The organism is Stenotrophomonas sp. WHRI 8082, from assembly GCF_040223995.2.
In the GTDB taxonomy this organism is placed as follows: domain Bacteria; phylum Pseudomonadota; class Gammaproteobacteria; order Xanthomonadales; family Xanthomonadaceae; genus Stenotrophomonas.
In genome coordinates this window covers 3,928,052-3,942,994 of the sequence record NZ_CP167826.1, presented here as the reverse complement: position 1 = coordinate 3,942,994, position 14,943 = coordinate 3,928,052, and the positions used below count along the sequence as shown (strand labels likewise).

Here is a 14,943-nt window from a genome sequence, read left to right as displayed (position 1 = left end):
CCGGGAAGATGCCGCAACGTTCACTCGCACGCCTTTGCTGGTTCAACTCAATCCTGAGGATTCTCAGCCATTGCCCGCGCTTTGCATAGCGCAGGCAGCGGTCGGGTTCAGGCGGTGCCGGCTGCGGCGTGCGGCGCCACCATGCGCGTCGGGCGGCTGGGGAATGCGTGGCGCAGGATGCGCCACACCACCTGTCCGAACTGGCTCGGCAGTGACCCGGTGTTGTAGTGCTGGCCGTAGCGACGGCAGATGTCCTTCACTTCCACGGCGATGCGCGAATAGCGGTTCGCGGGCAGGTCCGGGTAGAAGTGGTGCTCGATCTGGTGGCTGAGGTTGCCCGACAGGACGTTGATCACCCACCCGCCTTTCAGGTTGGACGAACCACGCAGCTGGCGCAGGTACCAGTGGCCACGGGATTCGTTGCGCAGGCAGTCCTTCGAGAACGTTTCCGCATCGGCGGTGAAGTGGCCGCAGAAGATGATCACGTAGGTCCAGATGTTGCGCATGCCGTTGGCGACCAGGTTGCCCAGCATCACCGGCAGGAAGAACGGGCCGGCCATCAGCGGGAACAGGACGTAATCCTTGCCCAGCTGGCGCCCCATCTTCGCGGCGACCGGACGCGTCTCTTTCCACAGCTGGTGGGCGGTCATGCGGCCCTTCAGCCAGCGACCGATGCGCAGGTCCTGGATGGCCACACCCCACTGGAACATCAGCGCGAAGATCGGCGCGATGATCGGCTGCAGCAGATAGAACGGACGCCAGCGCTGCTCGGGGAAGATGCGCAGCAGGCCGTAGCCGATGTCATCGTCCATGCCGCGTACGTTGGTATACGTGTGGTGCTTGAAATTATGGGTCTTCCGCCAGTTGTCACTGGTGGCGACGATGTCCCATTCGTAGCTGTTGCCATCCAGCTTCGGATCGCCGGTCCAGTCGTACTGGCCGTGCATCACGTTGTGCCCGAGCTCCATGTTTTCCAGGATCTTCGACAACGCCAGCAACAACGTGCCGGCAATGCAGGCCGGCCACAGCAGACCGGCCATGAACAGCGGCGAGAACGCGCCCACGAACAACAGGGCGCGGCCCAGCAGGCCGGACCAGCGCACCGCCGCGGCAACGCGGCGGATGTAGCGGGTATCACGGGCACCCAGCTCGCCGATCACGCGGTCGCGGATCGCATCGAGTTCGGCACCGAAGGCATTCAGTTCGGCAGGGGTAAGGGCACGATCAGGGCGGCTCATTGCATGTGTTCCTCAGAGATCCAGGACCAGGTCGGTGGTCGGCGCGCTGACGCAGATACGCACCGGCATCGCCGGTTCGTCCTGTGCCTCGCCGGTGCGCAGATGTCGCGTGGCGCCGCTGGCGCGGACGCAGGTGCAGCTGTTGCAGATGCCCATGCGGCAACCGTGCTTGGGCTTGAGGCCGTGCGCTTCCAGGCTGTCCAGCAGCGCCTTGCCGCGCGGCACCGTCAGCGTGCGGCCACTGCGCGCCAGGGTCAGCTGCACCTCGCCGACGGCGGTGGTATCGGTCGCGGGCGGCGTGAACGCTTCGGACTGGAAGCCCGCAACGTGGTGCAGCAGCCGCGCCCGTGCCGCACTGACGAAGCCGTCCGGGCCACACGCCAGCACCTGGCGCTGCGCCAGCGGCACATCACCCAGCGCATCGAACGCGATGGTGTCGATGCGTGCGGCGGGCGTGGTGCCCTCGCGGGTCGCCAGCAGGTGCACGTGCAGTTGCGGATCTGCTGCGGCCAGCGCCTGCAGCTCTTCGCGGAAATTGATGGCGGCGTGGCTGCGCTCCCAGTAATACAGGTCCACCGGAGCAGCCAGCGGGCGCGCCGACAACCCGCGCAGCAGGCTGCGCATCGGCGTGATGCCACTGCCTGCGGCGAGAAGCAGCAGCGGAGCGGCGGTTGGCGCGACGAACTCACCGAACGCAGTGCCGATCGGGAACACCGTGCCGGGCGTGGCCTGGTGCACCAGATACTGGCTCACCCGCCCGCCGTCGACGGCCTTCACGGTGATCGACAGCTCGCGCGGGCCCAGCCGGGTCGGGCTGTAGCTGCGCTGCAGCAGCCGACCGTCCATCTCTACGCTTAACGCGACGTGCTGGCCCGGCTGCATGCCGCGCCAGTGGCGGTTGGTCTGCAGCACCAGCGTGCACGCGCCCTCGCCCGCCGGCTCGCGCCGGACCAGGCGGGCCAGCGGTTGGCGCAGGGTCCACAAGGGGTTGAGCTTGCCTGCCCAGAAATCGAACAAGGCAGGCGGCATCCAGCGTTGCGGGGACATCCGCGACGGGCGGGTAACCGGGACAGGACGGATGGCAGCGTTCATGGAGTGAACTATACGTCCGCGCACACAGCTGTGTATACAGGTGTATACCAACCCGGATCAGGTATGATTCACGCTACGTCCACCCGGTTGCCCCATGCCCCCCATCGTCACGCCTCCGCCTGAAGACACCACGCCGGTCCGCCGTACGGTGACACGCGAGGATCTGATCATCGCGGCGCTGGCGTTGATCGGACCGCACCGCAGCCTGTCCACCCTAAGCCTGCGTGAGGTCGCGCGCGAGGCCGGCATCGCCCCGAACAGCTTCTACCGGCAGTTTCGCGACATGGACGAGTTGTCCATTGCGTTGATCGACCTGGCGGGCCGCTCGCTGCGCACCATCATCGGCCAAGCCCGCCGCCGCGCCACGACCTCGGCGAGCAGCGTGGTCGGGGTGTCGGTGGAAACCTTCATGGAGCAGCTCCGCGCGGACGACAAGCTGCTGCACGTGCTGTTGCGCGAAGGCGCGGTCGGCTCCGATGACTTCAAGCACGCCGTCGAACGCGAGCTGCAGTATTTCGAAGACGAACTGCAGGTAGACCTGGTCCGGCTGGCGGCCATGGACGGAGTGCGCCTGCACGCACCGCAGCTGGCGTCCAAGGCAATCACCCGGCTGGTATTCGCCATGGGCGCAAGCGCGATGGACATGCCACCGGAGAAAGACGCCGAGCTGATCGAAGATATCTCCACGATGGTCCGCATGATCATCGTCGGCGCACGCACACCGGCCGCCTTCCGCCGCAAGCGCTGAACCGCGGTAGTGACGGCCGCTGGCCGTCCGCCTGCATTGACGGCCAGCGGCCGTCACTACCCGAGAAGTCGGGCGATCGCCGCCTCGATCTGGGCCGGGGTCTGGTAGCCCGCCAACCGCGCCACTTCGCCACCGTCACGGAAGAGCATCAGGGTAGGTGTCTGCCGCAGCGCCAGCGCCTTGAAGAACGGCTCGCCCAGCACCTCCAGCTGTGCGCGCAGCAGCACCACCCCCTGCCCGACGGCCGTGCCTGCCACCCGTTGCAGGGAAAGCGCCAACATGCGGCAACCGGGGCACTGGCCTTTATGGAAGTCCACCAGCAGCCGGGGGTGCGTGGCCACCACCTGATGGAAGTGGTCTGTCGTGCCGGCCTCAATGATCTGCATGGCGCGCGCTCTCCAGGCCGCCCAGGACGGTGTCCATCCACTGCGCCACCCGCGTGGCATCGTGCGTGCGCTGTGGCATCTGTTCCATGGTCAGCGCCGGGTGCGGGCTGTCGAAGTAACGGATGAGCCGATGGACCGCCCCGCAGTAGTAGTCCACCCCCCACTGCGTCTCGCCGGTGCCGAACACAGCGACCTGGCGAGGTCGCTTTCCGCTCTCCACCATGCGCGCGATCCATGCCTTCATCTCGGCCGGCGTCCTGCCCGCGTTGTCCGTCCAGCAGCCCAGCACCAGCAGATCCGCTTCGTCGACCTGCAGCGGCGGCAAGGCGGCCCCCTGCTCCGCCTCCTGCCAGTACACCGCATGGCCTGCCTGCCGGCCGCGGCAGGCGATCATGCGGGCCAACTCGCGGGTGTTGCCGCTGAGCGAGGCGACCACCAGCAGCAGCCGCAACGGGCGCGTCCGCTCACAGGTCGTCGAATCCATTGTCGAGGTTGGTCTTCTTGTAACTGGCATTGCGCATCTCGAAGAAGTCGGTCTTGGTCTCGGTGAAGTTGTCCGCATACGCCTTGATCCACGGCATCACGTTGTCGCTGGCATCGCTGTACAAGCGCTCGATGCCGAGCATCCCGGCCATCTTGTTGGCGCGGTACTTCACGTAGCGCACCATCTCATCCACGTCGATGCCGTCGATGCCGTCCAGGACTTCGCCGCTCCACTGCGTTTCCAGCTCGATGGCGTGGGCGAAGGCGTCGTGTACGTAGGCAGTCAGCGCATCCCCCTGCAGACTCGGGTTCTCGCCGACGATCGCGCGGATCAGTTCGCTGATGAACTTGGTATGCGCCAGCTCATCGCGGTTGATGAAGCTGATGATCTTGCCGGTACCGTTCATGCGGTTCTGGCGGACCATGTTGTAGAAGAACGCGAACCCCGAATAGAAGTTGATGCCTTCCAGGATCGAGGACTGGATCAGCGCCTTCAACAGCGTCTCTGCGGACTTCTCGCGCAGGAAGTCGTCATACGATTCCATGATCGGCGCGTTGCGCTTGATGATGGTGGGATGCGTACGCGCGATCTCGAACACCCGGTTCTGGTTGGACAGGTCGGTGATCGATGCCAGCACGTAGCTGTAGCTCTCGTTATGGATCACTTCCTGCTGGCCGATGATCGCGGCGTTGGCATGCGCGGCAGGATCAGTGATGTACTCGGCCACGTTGTAGATGAAGCGCGTCTGCGGTGAGTCCAGCGTGGCCAGCAGGCCGATGATGCTGTCATACGCATTCTTTTCGCGACCGGACAGCTCAGCGTACTGGCGCGCGTCCTGCTTCATGTCCACTTCGTCGGGAATCCAGAAGTTGGTCGAAAGCTCCTTGTAGGCCCGGTAGAACGAGGGGTACGGGATATCGTTCCAGTTGAGGATGCCGCTCGTGCGACCGTTGATGATGCCGGTGCTGCGGTTGGGGTGGCGCGGTTCGAGGATGCGGATGCGGTCCAGCGGGGTTGCCATGGGGATTCCTGTTGTTCCGGTAGCGCCGGGCCCTGCCCGGCGGCGGTTGATCGGTTGCATCGGCCGTTCGCCGGGCGGCCAGCGCCTGTCACGATGATCAGCTGGAACACCACTCACATTCGCTGATGTCGATGTCATTGGAGCGCACGTAGTACGTGGTTTTGAGGCCCTGCCGCCACGCATCCAGGTGCAGCTCCAGCAACGTGCTGGCGCGGATGCTGCTGGGCACGTACAGGTTGAAGCTGATGCCCTGGTCCACGTGGCGCTGGCGCCGCGCGTTCTGCCGCACGCTGGCGAACTGGTCCACCTTGTAGGCGCCCTTTTCGTAGTAAGGCCAGGTGTCGAGGGACAGGCCGGGTGCCGCGACGGGTCGCCGGAAGTCCTTCTTTTCTTCGTAATAGAACGCGCTGTAGATCGGGTCGATGGACGCGGTCGACCCGGCGATCTGAGCGGTGCTCATGTTCGGCGCCACCGCCAGCAACCAGCCGTTGCGCAGCCCCTGCCGGGACACGTCGGCGGCGAGCGTCTGCCACGCATTACTGTCATAGCCGCGGTCACGGAAGTAGGCGCCGGTGTCCCAGTCGCTGCCACGGAACATCGGGTAGCTGCCCTTCTCTGCCGCCAGTTGTGTGCTGGCCTGGATGGTGAGGAAATTGATGCGTTCGTAGAGGGTGTCTGCCAACGTCTCGGCATCCGGGCTGTCCCACTGGATGGCCTGCTGCGCCAGCAGATGATGCCAACCGAACGTGCCCAGGCCGATCGCGCGATAGCGCCGGTTGGTGATGGTGGCCTGCGGCACCGGCAGCACGTTCAGATCGATCACGTTGTCCAGCATGCGGACCTGGATGGGGATCAGCCGCTCCAGCACGTCGCTTGCCAGCAGGTCGTCCGCCGCCCTGATGGCGCGGCCGAGGTTGATCGAGGAAAGATTGCAGACAACGAAGTCACCGGCACGCCGGGTGGTCACGATCTGGTCGCCGCTGACGATCTCCTGGATCATCCGCGTCGGGCTCATGTTCTGCAGGATCTCGGTGCACAGATTGCTGGAATACACCATGCCGCAGTGCTTGTTGGGGTTCCGCCGATTGACCTCGTCGCGGTAGAACAGGAACGGGTTGCCGGTTTCCAGCTGGCTGAGCATGATCCGCTTGAACAGATCGATCGCACGCACGGTGCGGCGACTGATGCGCTCGTCGGCGACCAGTTCCGCGTAGCGGTCACGGAAACTGCCTTGCCCGCGCGTTTCGTCGAAGAAATCCTGCAGGTACCAGCCTTTGGCCTGCTTTACTTCATGCGGATCGAACAGATACCAGTCCGCACGGCGCTCCACTGCCTCCATGAACAGGTCCGGGACGCACACCGCAGTGAACACATCGTGCGCGCGCAGGCGCTGGTCGCCGTTGTTCAGTCGCAGGTCGAGGAACGCCTCGATATCGCGGTGCCAGATATCCAGGTACACCGCCACGGCGCCCTTGCGTTGCCCCAGCTGATCGACCGACACCGCCGTGTTGTTGAGCTGCTTGATCCAGGGCACCACGCCACCGGAGGAGTTCGCCACCCCGCGGATCGGTGCGCCGCTGCTGCGCACATAGCCCATGTAAGCGCCTACGCCGCCGCCATGCTTGGAGACGCGCGCGATGTCGGTGTTGGAGTCATAGATGCCCTGCAGGCTGTCGTCGACGGTATCGATGAAGCAGCTCGAGAGCTGGCCGCCGGTCTTGCCGGCGTTGGCCAATGTAGGCGTGGCGACGGTCATGTACAGATGGGACAGGGCCCAGTACGCCTCGCCCACCAGTTGCATGCGGCGGCTGCGTCCGCCCTGCCCCGTTCCGCCCTCGTTCTGCATCAGGTACAGCGCGATGGTCAGCCAGCGCTCCTGCGGCAGTTCATACACCTCGCGCGAGGTGTCGGTGGCGAGGTAGCGCGTCGCCAGCAGGTACAGCCCGTTGTAGGCGAACAAGGCGTCGCGTTGCGGGTCGATCATCGCGCCCGCCTGCTGCAGCTCCTCCTTCGAATAGCAGCGCAGGATATCGTTGCTGTACACCCCGCGATCGGCCAGGCTTTCCTGCAACCCGACGTACGAGCCGTACTTGAGGCCGGCATCGTAGAAGCGGTTGCGTGCGGCGCGTTTGTACAACCGCGCCAGATAGAGGCGCGCGGCGAACTGCTCCCACTCAGGGGCCACCACGTCGACCCGCGATTCCGCTTCCCGGATCATCAGGTCGACCAGGTCATCCGCACTGATGCGGGGCTTGCGCTCGACGATGGAATGCACGCTGCGGCGGAAGCCGGCAACGTCCAGCATCGGCAGATCATGCTGGATCCGGTCGATGCTGCGGTCCAGGCGCAGCGGATCGAAGGGCAGCTTGCGATTTCCTGCTTCCTTGGTGATCCACGTGGTGATGGACTCGCCAGTGGCGTGCACGGCGTCGCTGGCGCTGGCCGGGGCGGCCGCGCGGTAGGGGTGTCTGTCATGGTCCAGCTCTCCTGGCACACCGCGGGACCCGGGTGTGGCCATGGAACCCCGCACGCGATACCGGCGCACGAGGAAGTCGGGTGTGATGCCATCGCGCGGGAACGGAGATCGTCGGCTGTTGCCTGCGCCTGCGGCCGGTATCCGGACCGTGGGGGCGACCTGCGTCCGCATGGTGGCGGCCGCGTCGACACGGAAAGCTTCAGGGGAGGCTGGCCGCGGGACGTAGAGGTTGCGTCCGGCGGCGGCGGCTGACCGGGAGTGACAGCCACAACATAGTGGGCTTGGCCAATGCCGTCAACACAAGATGAGCGATTTTCCGGCGTTGCGACGATAGGTCGCAGCCTGCGTTGACCTGCTGTTGCAGGGACGGGTGGCACGCTGTCCCTCTGTTTCTACGTACCAAGGACTCACCATGCGCGCTGCCCTCCACGCCAGTTTCGGCGACCCGACATCCGTCCTGTCCGCCGCCGATCATGACCTGCCCGAGCCCGGCCCGGGCGAAGTCCGCATCCGCACCGTGCTCGCGCCCATCCACAACCACGATCTGTGGACGGTCCGCGGCAAGTACGGCTACAAGCCCACCCTGCCGGCCATTGGCGGCAGCGAGGGCCTGGGCACCATCGATGCGCTGGGCCAGGGCGTCGAAGGTTTGAAGATCGGCCAGCGCGTCGCCGCTGCATCGGTGCACGGCACCTGGGCCGAGGCGTTCATCGCGCCGGAACGGATGGTCATCCCGATGCCGGACAGCATCAGCGACGAAGTCGCCGCACAGCTGATCGCGATGCCGCTGAGCGCGCTGATGCTGCTGGAGTTCCTCAAGGTGGAGCGCGGCCAGTGGATCGTGCAGAACACCGCCAACGGTGCAGTGGGCAAGAGCCTGGCCATGCTGGCCAAGGCGCGCGGCGTGAACGTCGTCAACCTGGTCCGCCGCGACGACGGCGTCGCGGAGCTGGAGGCCATGGGCATCCCGCATGTCGTGTCCACGGCGTCGGACGGTTGGCAGGACGCGGTGCGTGGCCTGCTCGGCGAGGCATTGGCCGCGGCGGCCGTGGATTCGATTGGTGGCACGGCCAGCGGCGAGCTGCTGGGCCTGCTCGGCGAGGGCGGCACGTTGGTGTCGTTTGGTTCGATGACCGGCGAACCGATGCAGATCCCGTCGGGCGATGTGATCTTCAAGCAGGCCACCGTCAAAGGCTTCTGGGGCAGCAAGGTCAGCCAGGCGATGGCCGTGGACGACAAGAAGCGGCTGGTGGGCGAACTGCTGAAGCGCGCGGCGGCGGGCGAGCTGCAGTTGCCTGTGCAGGCGGTGTTCTCGTTGGATGACATTGCCGACGCGGCGGCGGCCAGTCTGGCGTCCGGGCGCACCGGCAAGGTGCTGCTGCGCCCCTAATCGCGTCTGTCTCGCCGAGCATGGCGCGGCGCTACCACAGGTACCTGAGACGGTAGCGCCGAGCCATGCTCGGCGAGCGCACCGCGCGGCGCATCCTGCGCTACGCCCGCTGGCCGTCAGCCCGGAAACCTCACGCCGGTTCGGCGACTACACGCCTGGGCACGTTCGCCGTGCCAGCGGTACCGCGCAGGCGGAAGATCGCCACCGCCTGTTGCAGTTCGTGCGACTGCTCTTCCAGCGAACGCGCGGCCGCGTTCGCCTCTTCCACCAGGGCCGCATTCTGCTGGGTAGCTTCGTCCATCTGCACCACGGTCTGGCTGACCTGTTCGATGCCCGCGCTCTGTTCCTGCGAGGCGGCGGAGATCTCGGCCATGATGTCGGTCACCCGGTGCACCGAGCTTACGATTTCCTGCATCGTGCTGCCTGCTTGGCGTACCAGCGTGGCGCCCTGCTCCACCTGCTCCACGGAGTCATCGATCAGGCCTTTGATCTCGCGCGCGGCCGTGGCCGAACGCTGCGCCAATGCACGCACCTCGGTTGCGACGACGGCAAACCCCCGCCCCTGCTCGCCCGCCCGTGCCGCTTCCACGGCCGCGTTGAGCGCCAGGATGTTGGTCTGGAAGGCGATGCCATCGATCACCGAAATGATCTCGGCGATGCGCCGCGACGACACTTCGATGCCGCTCATCGTCTGCACCACCTGCGCCACCACCTCGCCGCCCTGTGACGCTACCCCGGCCGTGCCCTGCACCAGCTGGTTGGCCTGGCGCGCATGGTCGGCGTTCTGGCGCACGGTGGAGGTCAGTTCTTCCATCGACGCCGCCGTTTCTTCCAGACTGGCGGCTTGCTGTTCGGTGCGCTGCGACAGGTCATCATTGCCCGCCGCGATCTCGCCGGCCGCCGTGTTGATCATCGCGCTGGCCTGCTGGATGCCGCCGACGATGCGCGTCAGCTGTTCCACCGTGGTATCTGCATCACGGCGCATCTGCGCGAAGACGCCGTGGAAATCACCCTCCATCCGCGCCGTCAGGTCACCGCGGGCGATCGCCTGCAGCAGCCGCGAGAGCTCCGCCAGGTTGGCGTCAGTGGTCTGCATGAGGGTGTTGAGCCCTTCCACCATGCCGCGGAAGTCATGCGAGAAGCGCGACGCATCGCCACGCTGGGTGAAGTCACCCGCCGCCGCGGCGTGCGCCAACTGCAGGATCTGTGTGTTGATGGCCTGCAGGTTGGCCTTGGTATCGCGCATGGCAGCGCTGATCAGTGCTTTCTCGCCCGGCAGGTCTTCCATGTCCGCACTCATGTCGCCCACGGCGTAGCAGGCCATCACCTGCACCAGGCGCTGCTGCACCGCCACGTGGCCGGCCACCAACGCGTTCGTACCGGCGATCATGCGACCGTACTCACCGGGGAATGCCGCCGCGTCCAGCCGGTAGCTGATCTGTCCCTCATCATGCCGCTCGGCCAGTTCCGACTGGGCAGTGATGACGGCGCGCAGCTGGTCCTGCATGCTGCCCATCGCGCCCAGCAGGCGCCCCACTTCATCATCGCGCACCACGCTGATGCGGCTGTCCAGCTTGCCTTCGGCAACGGCCGCCGAGACATGCTCCGCCTCCGCCAGCGGCTTCAGGACCAGCCGCTGCAGCAGCAGATACAGCGCGGCGCTCAGCAGCAACGCCGACAACAGGCCCACGGCCACGATCACCCACAGCAGTTCCCGGGCCTGCGCCATCACGTGCGAGGCAGGCACCGAAATACCAAGTGCGAAGACCTGCGGCGCAGAGCCCACGCGCAGCGGCACGAACACCTGCAGCTCTTTTTCACCATTGAAGTCGACCTCACCGCTCACCGTTTCCCCCTTGGCCACGGCGGCCAGCATCGCGCGGGTGGCGGCATCGTCGCGGACCTTGCCGACATCCGCTGGGTTGCGGCTGGCCATCACCGAACCGGCCGGCGACAGCAGCGTGGCATGCCCCACGTCCATCGGGCGCATCGCGGCGATGCGCGCCTGCAGCGCGGCCAGGGTGAAGTCCACGGTCACCACGCCCAGGTAGCGGTCGCCCTCGAGGATCGGCGTCGCCACCGTGGTCATCAGCGTGTCCTTGCCGGCCACGGGGTAGTAATACGGCTCCACCACGGCCTGCGCGCGGGTCTCGCGCGGCTTGAGGTTCCAGTCGCCATCACCGGGCTTCTCGTAGTCCCTCAACGGTTCGCGCACCAGGGCGCCGCTCTGCCAGGCCCACCACGTCATGAAACGGCCGCTGTCATCGTGGCCCTCGCTGCCGACGAAGTCCGCATCCTTGCCATCGAACGCGTCCGGCTCCCACAGCGTGCCCATGCCGAGCCATTGCGGATGCGCCTCGAGCTGGGCCCGGATCACCGCGTCGGCGGCCGTCCGGTCCAGGCTGCCCAGGGTGCGCTGCACGCGGAAGCTGTTGGCCAGTGACGTGCCGGTGTCGGCAGCCACCGCGATCTCGGCCGCGATGCGCTGCGCTTCCTGGCCGGACAGGTCCTTCAACCGTGCCTGGGCGCTTTCCAGCAGCGCATCACTGCTGCGCCAGTAGCTGATGACGGCGGTGAAGCCGAAGCAGGCCAGGGCCAGCAGGCCGGTGCCCAGCATCAGGCGGCGGGCCACGCTGGGTCGGCGGGGGGAGCGGGGTGAGGGGGAGACGGCGCGCATCGTGAGGCTCGGAAGGGGGCGGACAGCCTCTCTATCGACCTGCGTGACACTTTCTTGACCATCTTCAGCGTCGCCGGCATCCCGCCGAGCGTGGCTCGGCGCTACAACGGCATCCCGCTTCGGCGCTGCCGGCATCCCGCCGAGCGTGGCTCGGCGCTACAACGGCCATGCCGCAGAATCGTGGCGCGAACCGCGCGCCGGGGACGGTAGCGCCGAGCCATGCTCGGCGAGCGCGCCGCGCGGCGCTCCCGGCGGCACGCTGCCCTGCCCTGCCCGCACCCCGTGGCGCGTCAGCGGCTCAGGTGCAGGAACTGCACGTGCCGCTCGTACTGGCTGATGATGTCGTTGATGATCTGCTCGCGGCTGTAGTCCACCAGGTCGTAGTCCTGGCTGCCTTCGTACAGGTGCACCTCGGCGCGGTAGTAGCGACTGTTGCGTGCCTGGTGCGAGGCGAAGGACGGTACCCGGTAGCCGGTCAGGATGACCCGGTACTGGAAATCCTGCTGCTCACCGTGGTCCACCGCCAGCTCCATGTCACCCGAGTCGAAGCGGGTCGAGACGTCCCAGCCCTGCCCGCGCAGCTGCTCGGCTACATCCTCCATCGCCGGCTTCACATCGTCATCCATGAAGCGGTAGACCTGGTCGCGCACCGGGAAGTTGACCGCCTGCCCCAGCCGCTGGCGCCAGCCCTGATGGTGCCTGCTGGCTCCGACCAGCGGCGAGGCACGGTACTGCAGCGCCCGCTTGCGATGGCCCTCATCGGCGAATGACCGCATCAGCCCCCACATCATCAGCAGCAGCACGGCGGAGAACGGCAGCGAAGCCAGCACCACCGCTGACTTCAGGGCGTCCATGTTGCCGGCCAGCAGCAGGCCCGCGGTGACCACGGCGGTCACTGCGCCCCAGAACACGCGCAGCCAGCGTGGGCCATCGTCTTCCGGCGCACCCCCGTGCGAGGACAGGGTCGACAGCACCACCGCACCGGAGTCGGCCGAGGTGACGAAGAAGATGAAGCTCACGAACACCGTCACCGCGATCACCACCCGGCTCCACGGATACGTGTCCAGCAGGGCGTACAGCACGGTCGGCGGGTCATCGATGGCCAGCTGTGCCAACTGCGATTGTCCGTGATGCAGGACCTGGTCCAGTGCGCTGTTGCCGAAGATGGACAGCCACGCCAGCGTGAAGCCCAGCGGAATCAGCAGCACCCCGAACACGAACTGGCGGATGGTGCGGCCACGCGAGATACGCGCGATGAACAGGCCCACGAACGGCGACCAGCCGATCCACCACGCCCAGTAGAACACCGTCCAGTTGCCCATCCAGCCGGGTCGTCCGCCGTAGGCGTAGACATCGAAACTCTTGCCGACCACGCTGCCGAGATAGTCACCGACGTTCTGCATCAACGTGCCGAGCAGGTACTGGGTCGGCCCGGCAAACAGCATGAACAGCACCAGCGCGATCGCCAGCAGCATGTTGACGTTGGACATCAGGCGGACGCCCTTCTCCACGCCGGTCACGGCCACCGCGACCGCGGCACCCATCATCACCACGACCAGGGTGATCTGCACCCAATGCGCATGCGGGACATCGAACAGGTGCGACAGGCCGGCATTGAGGTGCAGCACGCCGAACCCCATGTCCGCGCCCAAGCCGAACACCGTGGCCACGATCCCCAGGGCATCCACGGTATAGCCGATCGGCCCGTTGATGCGGTTGCCGATCAGCGGATACAGCGCCGAGCGCAGGGCCAGCGGAAGGTTGTGCCGGTAGGCGAAGTAGGCCATCGCCATCGCCGCCAGGGCGAACACGCCCCAGCCGTGCAGGCCCCAGTGCAGGAACAGCACCGACATGGCCTGGCGTGCACCGGCCTCTCCGGCCGGCCCGCCGCCCTGCGGTGGCTGCATGAAGTGGGTCAGCGGCTCGGACACGCAGAAGAAGAACAGGGTGATGCTGATGCCGGCGGCGAACAGCATGCCGGCCCAGGACAGATAGCTGAACTCCGGCTCGTCATGGTCAGCGCCCAGCTTGATATTGCCGTACGGCGACAGCGCAGCGACGACGACGAACACCAGGTACAGCGTCATCGCCAGCAGGTAGTACCAGCCTACGTTCGACGAGGCCCAGTCCTGCGCCTGCAGCAGCATGCGCCCAGCGCCGAGCGGGTACACGCTGACGAAGACGGCGAACGCCACGACGATGATCGACGCGATGGCGAAGACGGGCCGCAGGGTCCGCACCGGGGTATGTTGTGGCTCCAGTGCTTCCATGAAAGCGACCTGCTCCGAATCAGTGGGATATCCGTACCATGATGGCGGAGCTGCCATGGATTCTGCATGAAGAATGGCAAAAACCGCGCTTTAGGCGCGGTTTCGGCTGGTTACGTCAGTTAATTGCGTCATATTGCCGTACGTCACCCACCGGCGACCTGGCCGAGCGCGTGGTCCAACGCCGCCGTGACCGCCGCCACCTGGGCGTCATTGCACTGTTGTGGGGACGCCCGCGGACTGTCCGGATACACCTCGGTGGTGGTGGTGAAACGCGCCCCGGTGATGCCCGCACAAAGGCCCAGCGCCACCAGCGGATACTCGATTACCCCGTGCAACACTACCTTTGAGCCGATGATCTCGCCCTGGGCGTCGGCCGGCGCGATGTGGGTGACCTGCTCCACCGCGCGGATCACCGCCTGCTGGAACGCCGGCTGCGGGTTTTCGGTGTCATCCACCAGATAGAAGCCATCGGGGATCAGGCCCGACTCGAAAGGCTTGCCATCGCGTGCAGCGACCGCGGGGCGGAACTCGCTTTCGTCGCTGTCCGTGGTCTCATGCAGGTCGATGTGCAGCACGAACTGTGACTTCAGCGGTGCCACCAGCTCGACCACCGCCGTCGATTCGCGTGCAGGGCCATCCGCGCGGAAATTGCGGTTCGGGTCGATCGCATCGAAGTTCCACCGGTTGATGCGCTCATAGCCCCACGGATTGACGCAGGGAATCACCAGCAGATTGATGCGGCCGGCGTAGTCGGCGGCGCGCTGCTCAAGGAACTCCAGCGCCCCCATCACGCCACTGGTTTCATAGCCGTGCACGCCACCAGTCACCAGCGCCGCCGGCAGGGCCGGATCCCACGGCTGGCTGCGCAGCGCGAGCAGCGGATAGCGGTCCCCGGCGTAGTCCAACGCACCGTACTGCACGCGTTCGAAGCGCGACGACAGGGCATCGATGCGCGGCAGCACGTCGTCGTCGAATCGCCGCAGCCGCTGCTGGCGTGCACGCCACTGCGCACGTTCGGCTTCGCCCCAGGGCTGACCCGGTGTACCCACGGGATAGAACGCTTCAGGCGACATGATGGTCTCGCGGCAGCAGGAATCAGGCGTGATTTTAACACCGCACGCTGTGCCCCTGTCGGCCACCGTGCTGGGCCCGTGTGTCGCC

General features: G+C 66.3%; 11 protein-coding genes. 2 read left to right on the top strand and 9 right to left on the bottom strand.

Annotation, left to right across the window (positions count from 1 at the left end; all coding sequences use genetic code 11):
* Positions 1 to 107 precede the first annotated feature (107 nt).
* Together ABRP17_RS17355 and ABRP17_RS17350 are read right to left on the bottom strand one after the other, a co-directional pair.
* A complete protein-coding gene (locus ABRP17_RS17355; protein WP_188327096.1) occupies positions 108 to 1,238 on the bottom strand; it encodes an acyl-CoA desaturase in 1,131 nt (376 codons plus the stop codon).
* A 12-nt stretch (positions 1,239 to 1,250) separates the two neighbouring features.
* The gene (locus ABRP17_RS17350) at positions 1,251 to 2,330 is read right to left on the bottom strand and encodes a ferredoxin reductase (RefSeq protein ID WP_188327095.1); all 1,080 of its coding nucleotides are present in this window, start codon (positions 2,328 to 2,330) and stop codon (positions 1,251 to 1,253) included.
* Positions 2,331 to 2,424: 94 nt separating this feature from the next.
* Between ABRP17_RS17350 and fabR the strand changes: the two genes are divergently transcribed.
* Complete coding sequence (gene fabR, locus ABRP17_RS17345; protein WP_349984343.1) at positions 2,425 to 3,078, top strand: HTH-type transcriptional repressor FabR; 654 nt, start codon at positions 2,425 to 2,427, stop codon at positions 3,076 to 3,078.
* Positions 3,079 to 3,134: 56 nt separating this feature from the next.
* Here the strand turns inward: fabR and ABRP17_RS17340 are convergent, their stop codons facing one another.
* The 4 genes from ABRP17_RS17340 to ABRP17_RS17325 form a co-directional block, all read right to left on the bottom strand.
* Positions 3,135 to 3,464: a thioredoxin family protein gene (locus ABRP17_RS17340; protein ID WP_349984345.1), complete on the bottom strand. Its 330-nt coding sequence runs from the start codon at positions 3,462 to 3,464 to the stop codon at positions 3,135 to 3,137.
* Positions 3,451 to 3,948: a flavodoxin gene (locus tag ABRP17_RS17335; RefSeq protein ID WP_349984346.1), complete on the bottom strand. Its 498-nt coding sequence runs from the start codon at positions 3,946 to 3,948 to the stop codon at positions 3,451 to 3,453. The genes ABRP17_RS17340 and ABRP17_RS17335 overlap by 14 nt, the downstream gene beginning before the upstream one ends.
* On the bottom strand, positions 3,929 to 4,969 hold the full coding sequence (locus tag ABRP17_RS17330) for a ribonucleotide-diphosphate reductase subunit beta (RefSeq protein ID WP_188327092.1): 1,041 nt from the start codon (positions 4,967 to 4,969) through the stop codon (positions 3,929 to 3,931). The genes ABRP17_RS17335 and ABRP17_RS17330 overlap by 20 nt, the downstream gene beginning before the upstream one ends.
* 97 nt (positions 4,970 to 5,066) lie before the next feature.
* Positions 5,067 to 7,487 (bottom strand): ribonucleoside-diphosphate reductase subunit alpha, encoded by a 2,421-nt coding sequence (locus ABRP17_RS17325; protein ID WP_372486832.1) that lies wholly within the window; start codon positions 7,485 to 7,487, stop codon positions 5,067 to 5,069.
* 370 nt (positions 7,488 to 7,857) lie between these two features.
* Here ABRP17_RS17325 and ABRP17_RS17320 point away from each other — a divergent pair, with 370 nt between their 5' ends.
* Complete coding sequence (locus ABRP17_RS17320) at positions 7,858 to 8,835, top strand: zinc-binding dehydrogenase (protein ID WP_349984347.1); 978 nt, start codon at positions 7,858 to 7,860, stop codon at positions 8,833 to 8,835.
* A 130-nt stretch (positions 8,836 to 8,965) separates the two neighbouring features.
* Here the strand turns inward: ABRP17_RS17320 and ABRP17_RS17315 are convergent, their stop codons facing one another.
* The 3 genes from ABRP17_RS17315 to ABRP17_RS17305 form a co-directional block, all read right to left on the bottom strand.
* On the bottom strand, positions 8,966 to 11,512 hold the full coding sequence (locus ABRP17_RS17315; RefSeq protein ID WP_349984348.1) for a methyl-accepting chemotaxis protein: 2,547 nt from the start codon (positions 11,510 to 11,512) through the stop codon (positions 8,966 to 8,968).
* A 290-nt stretch (positions 11,513 to 11,802) separates the two neighbouring features.
* Complete coding sequence (gene betT, locus ABRP17_RS17310; protein ID WP_188327089.1) at positions 11,803 to 13,782, bottom strand: choline BCCT transporter BetT; 1,980 nt, start codon at positions 13,780 to 13,782, stop codon at positions 11,803 to 11,805.
* A gap of 143 nt (positions 13,783 to 13,925) precedes the next feature.
* Positions 13,926 to 14,855 carry a M14 family metallocarboxypeptidase gene (locus tag ABRP17_RS17305; protein WP_349984349.1) on the bottom strand — a complete coding sequence of 310 codons (930 nt, stop codon included), beginning with the start codon at positions 14,853 to 14,855 and terminating at the stop codon, positions 13,926 to 13,928.
* Positions 14,856 to 14,943: the final 88 nt, after the last annotated feature.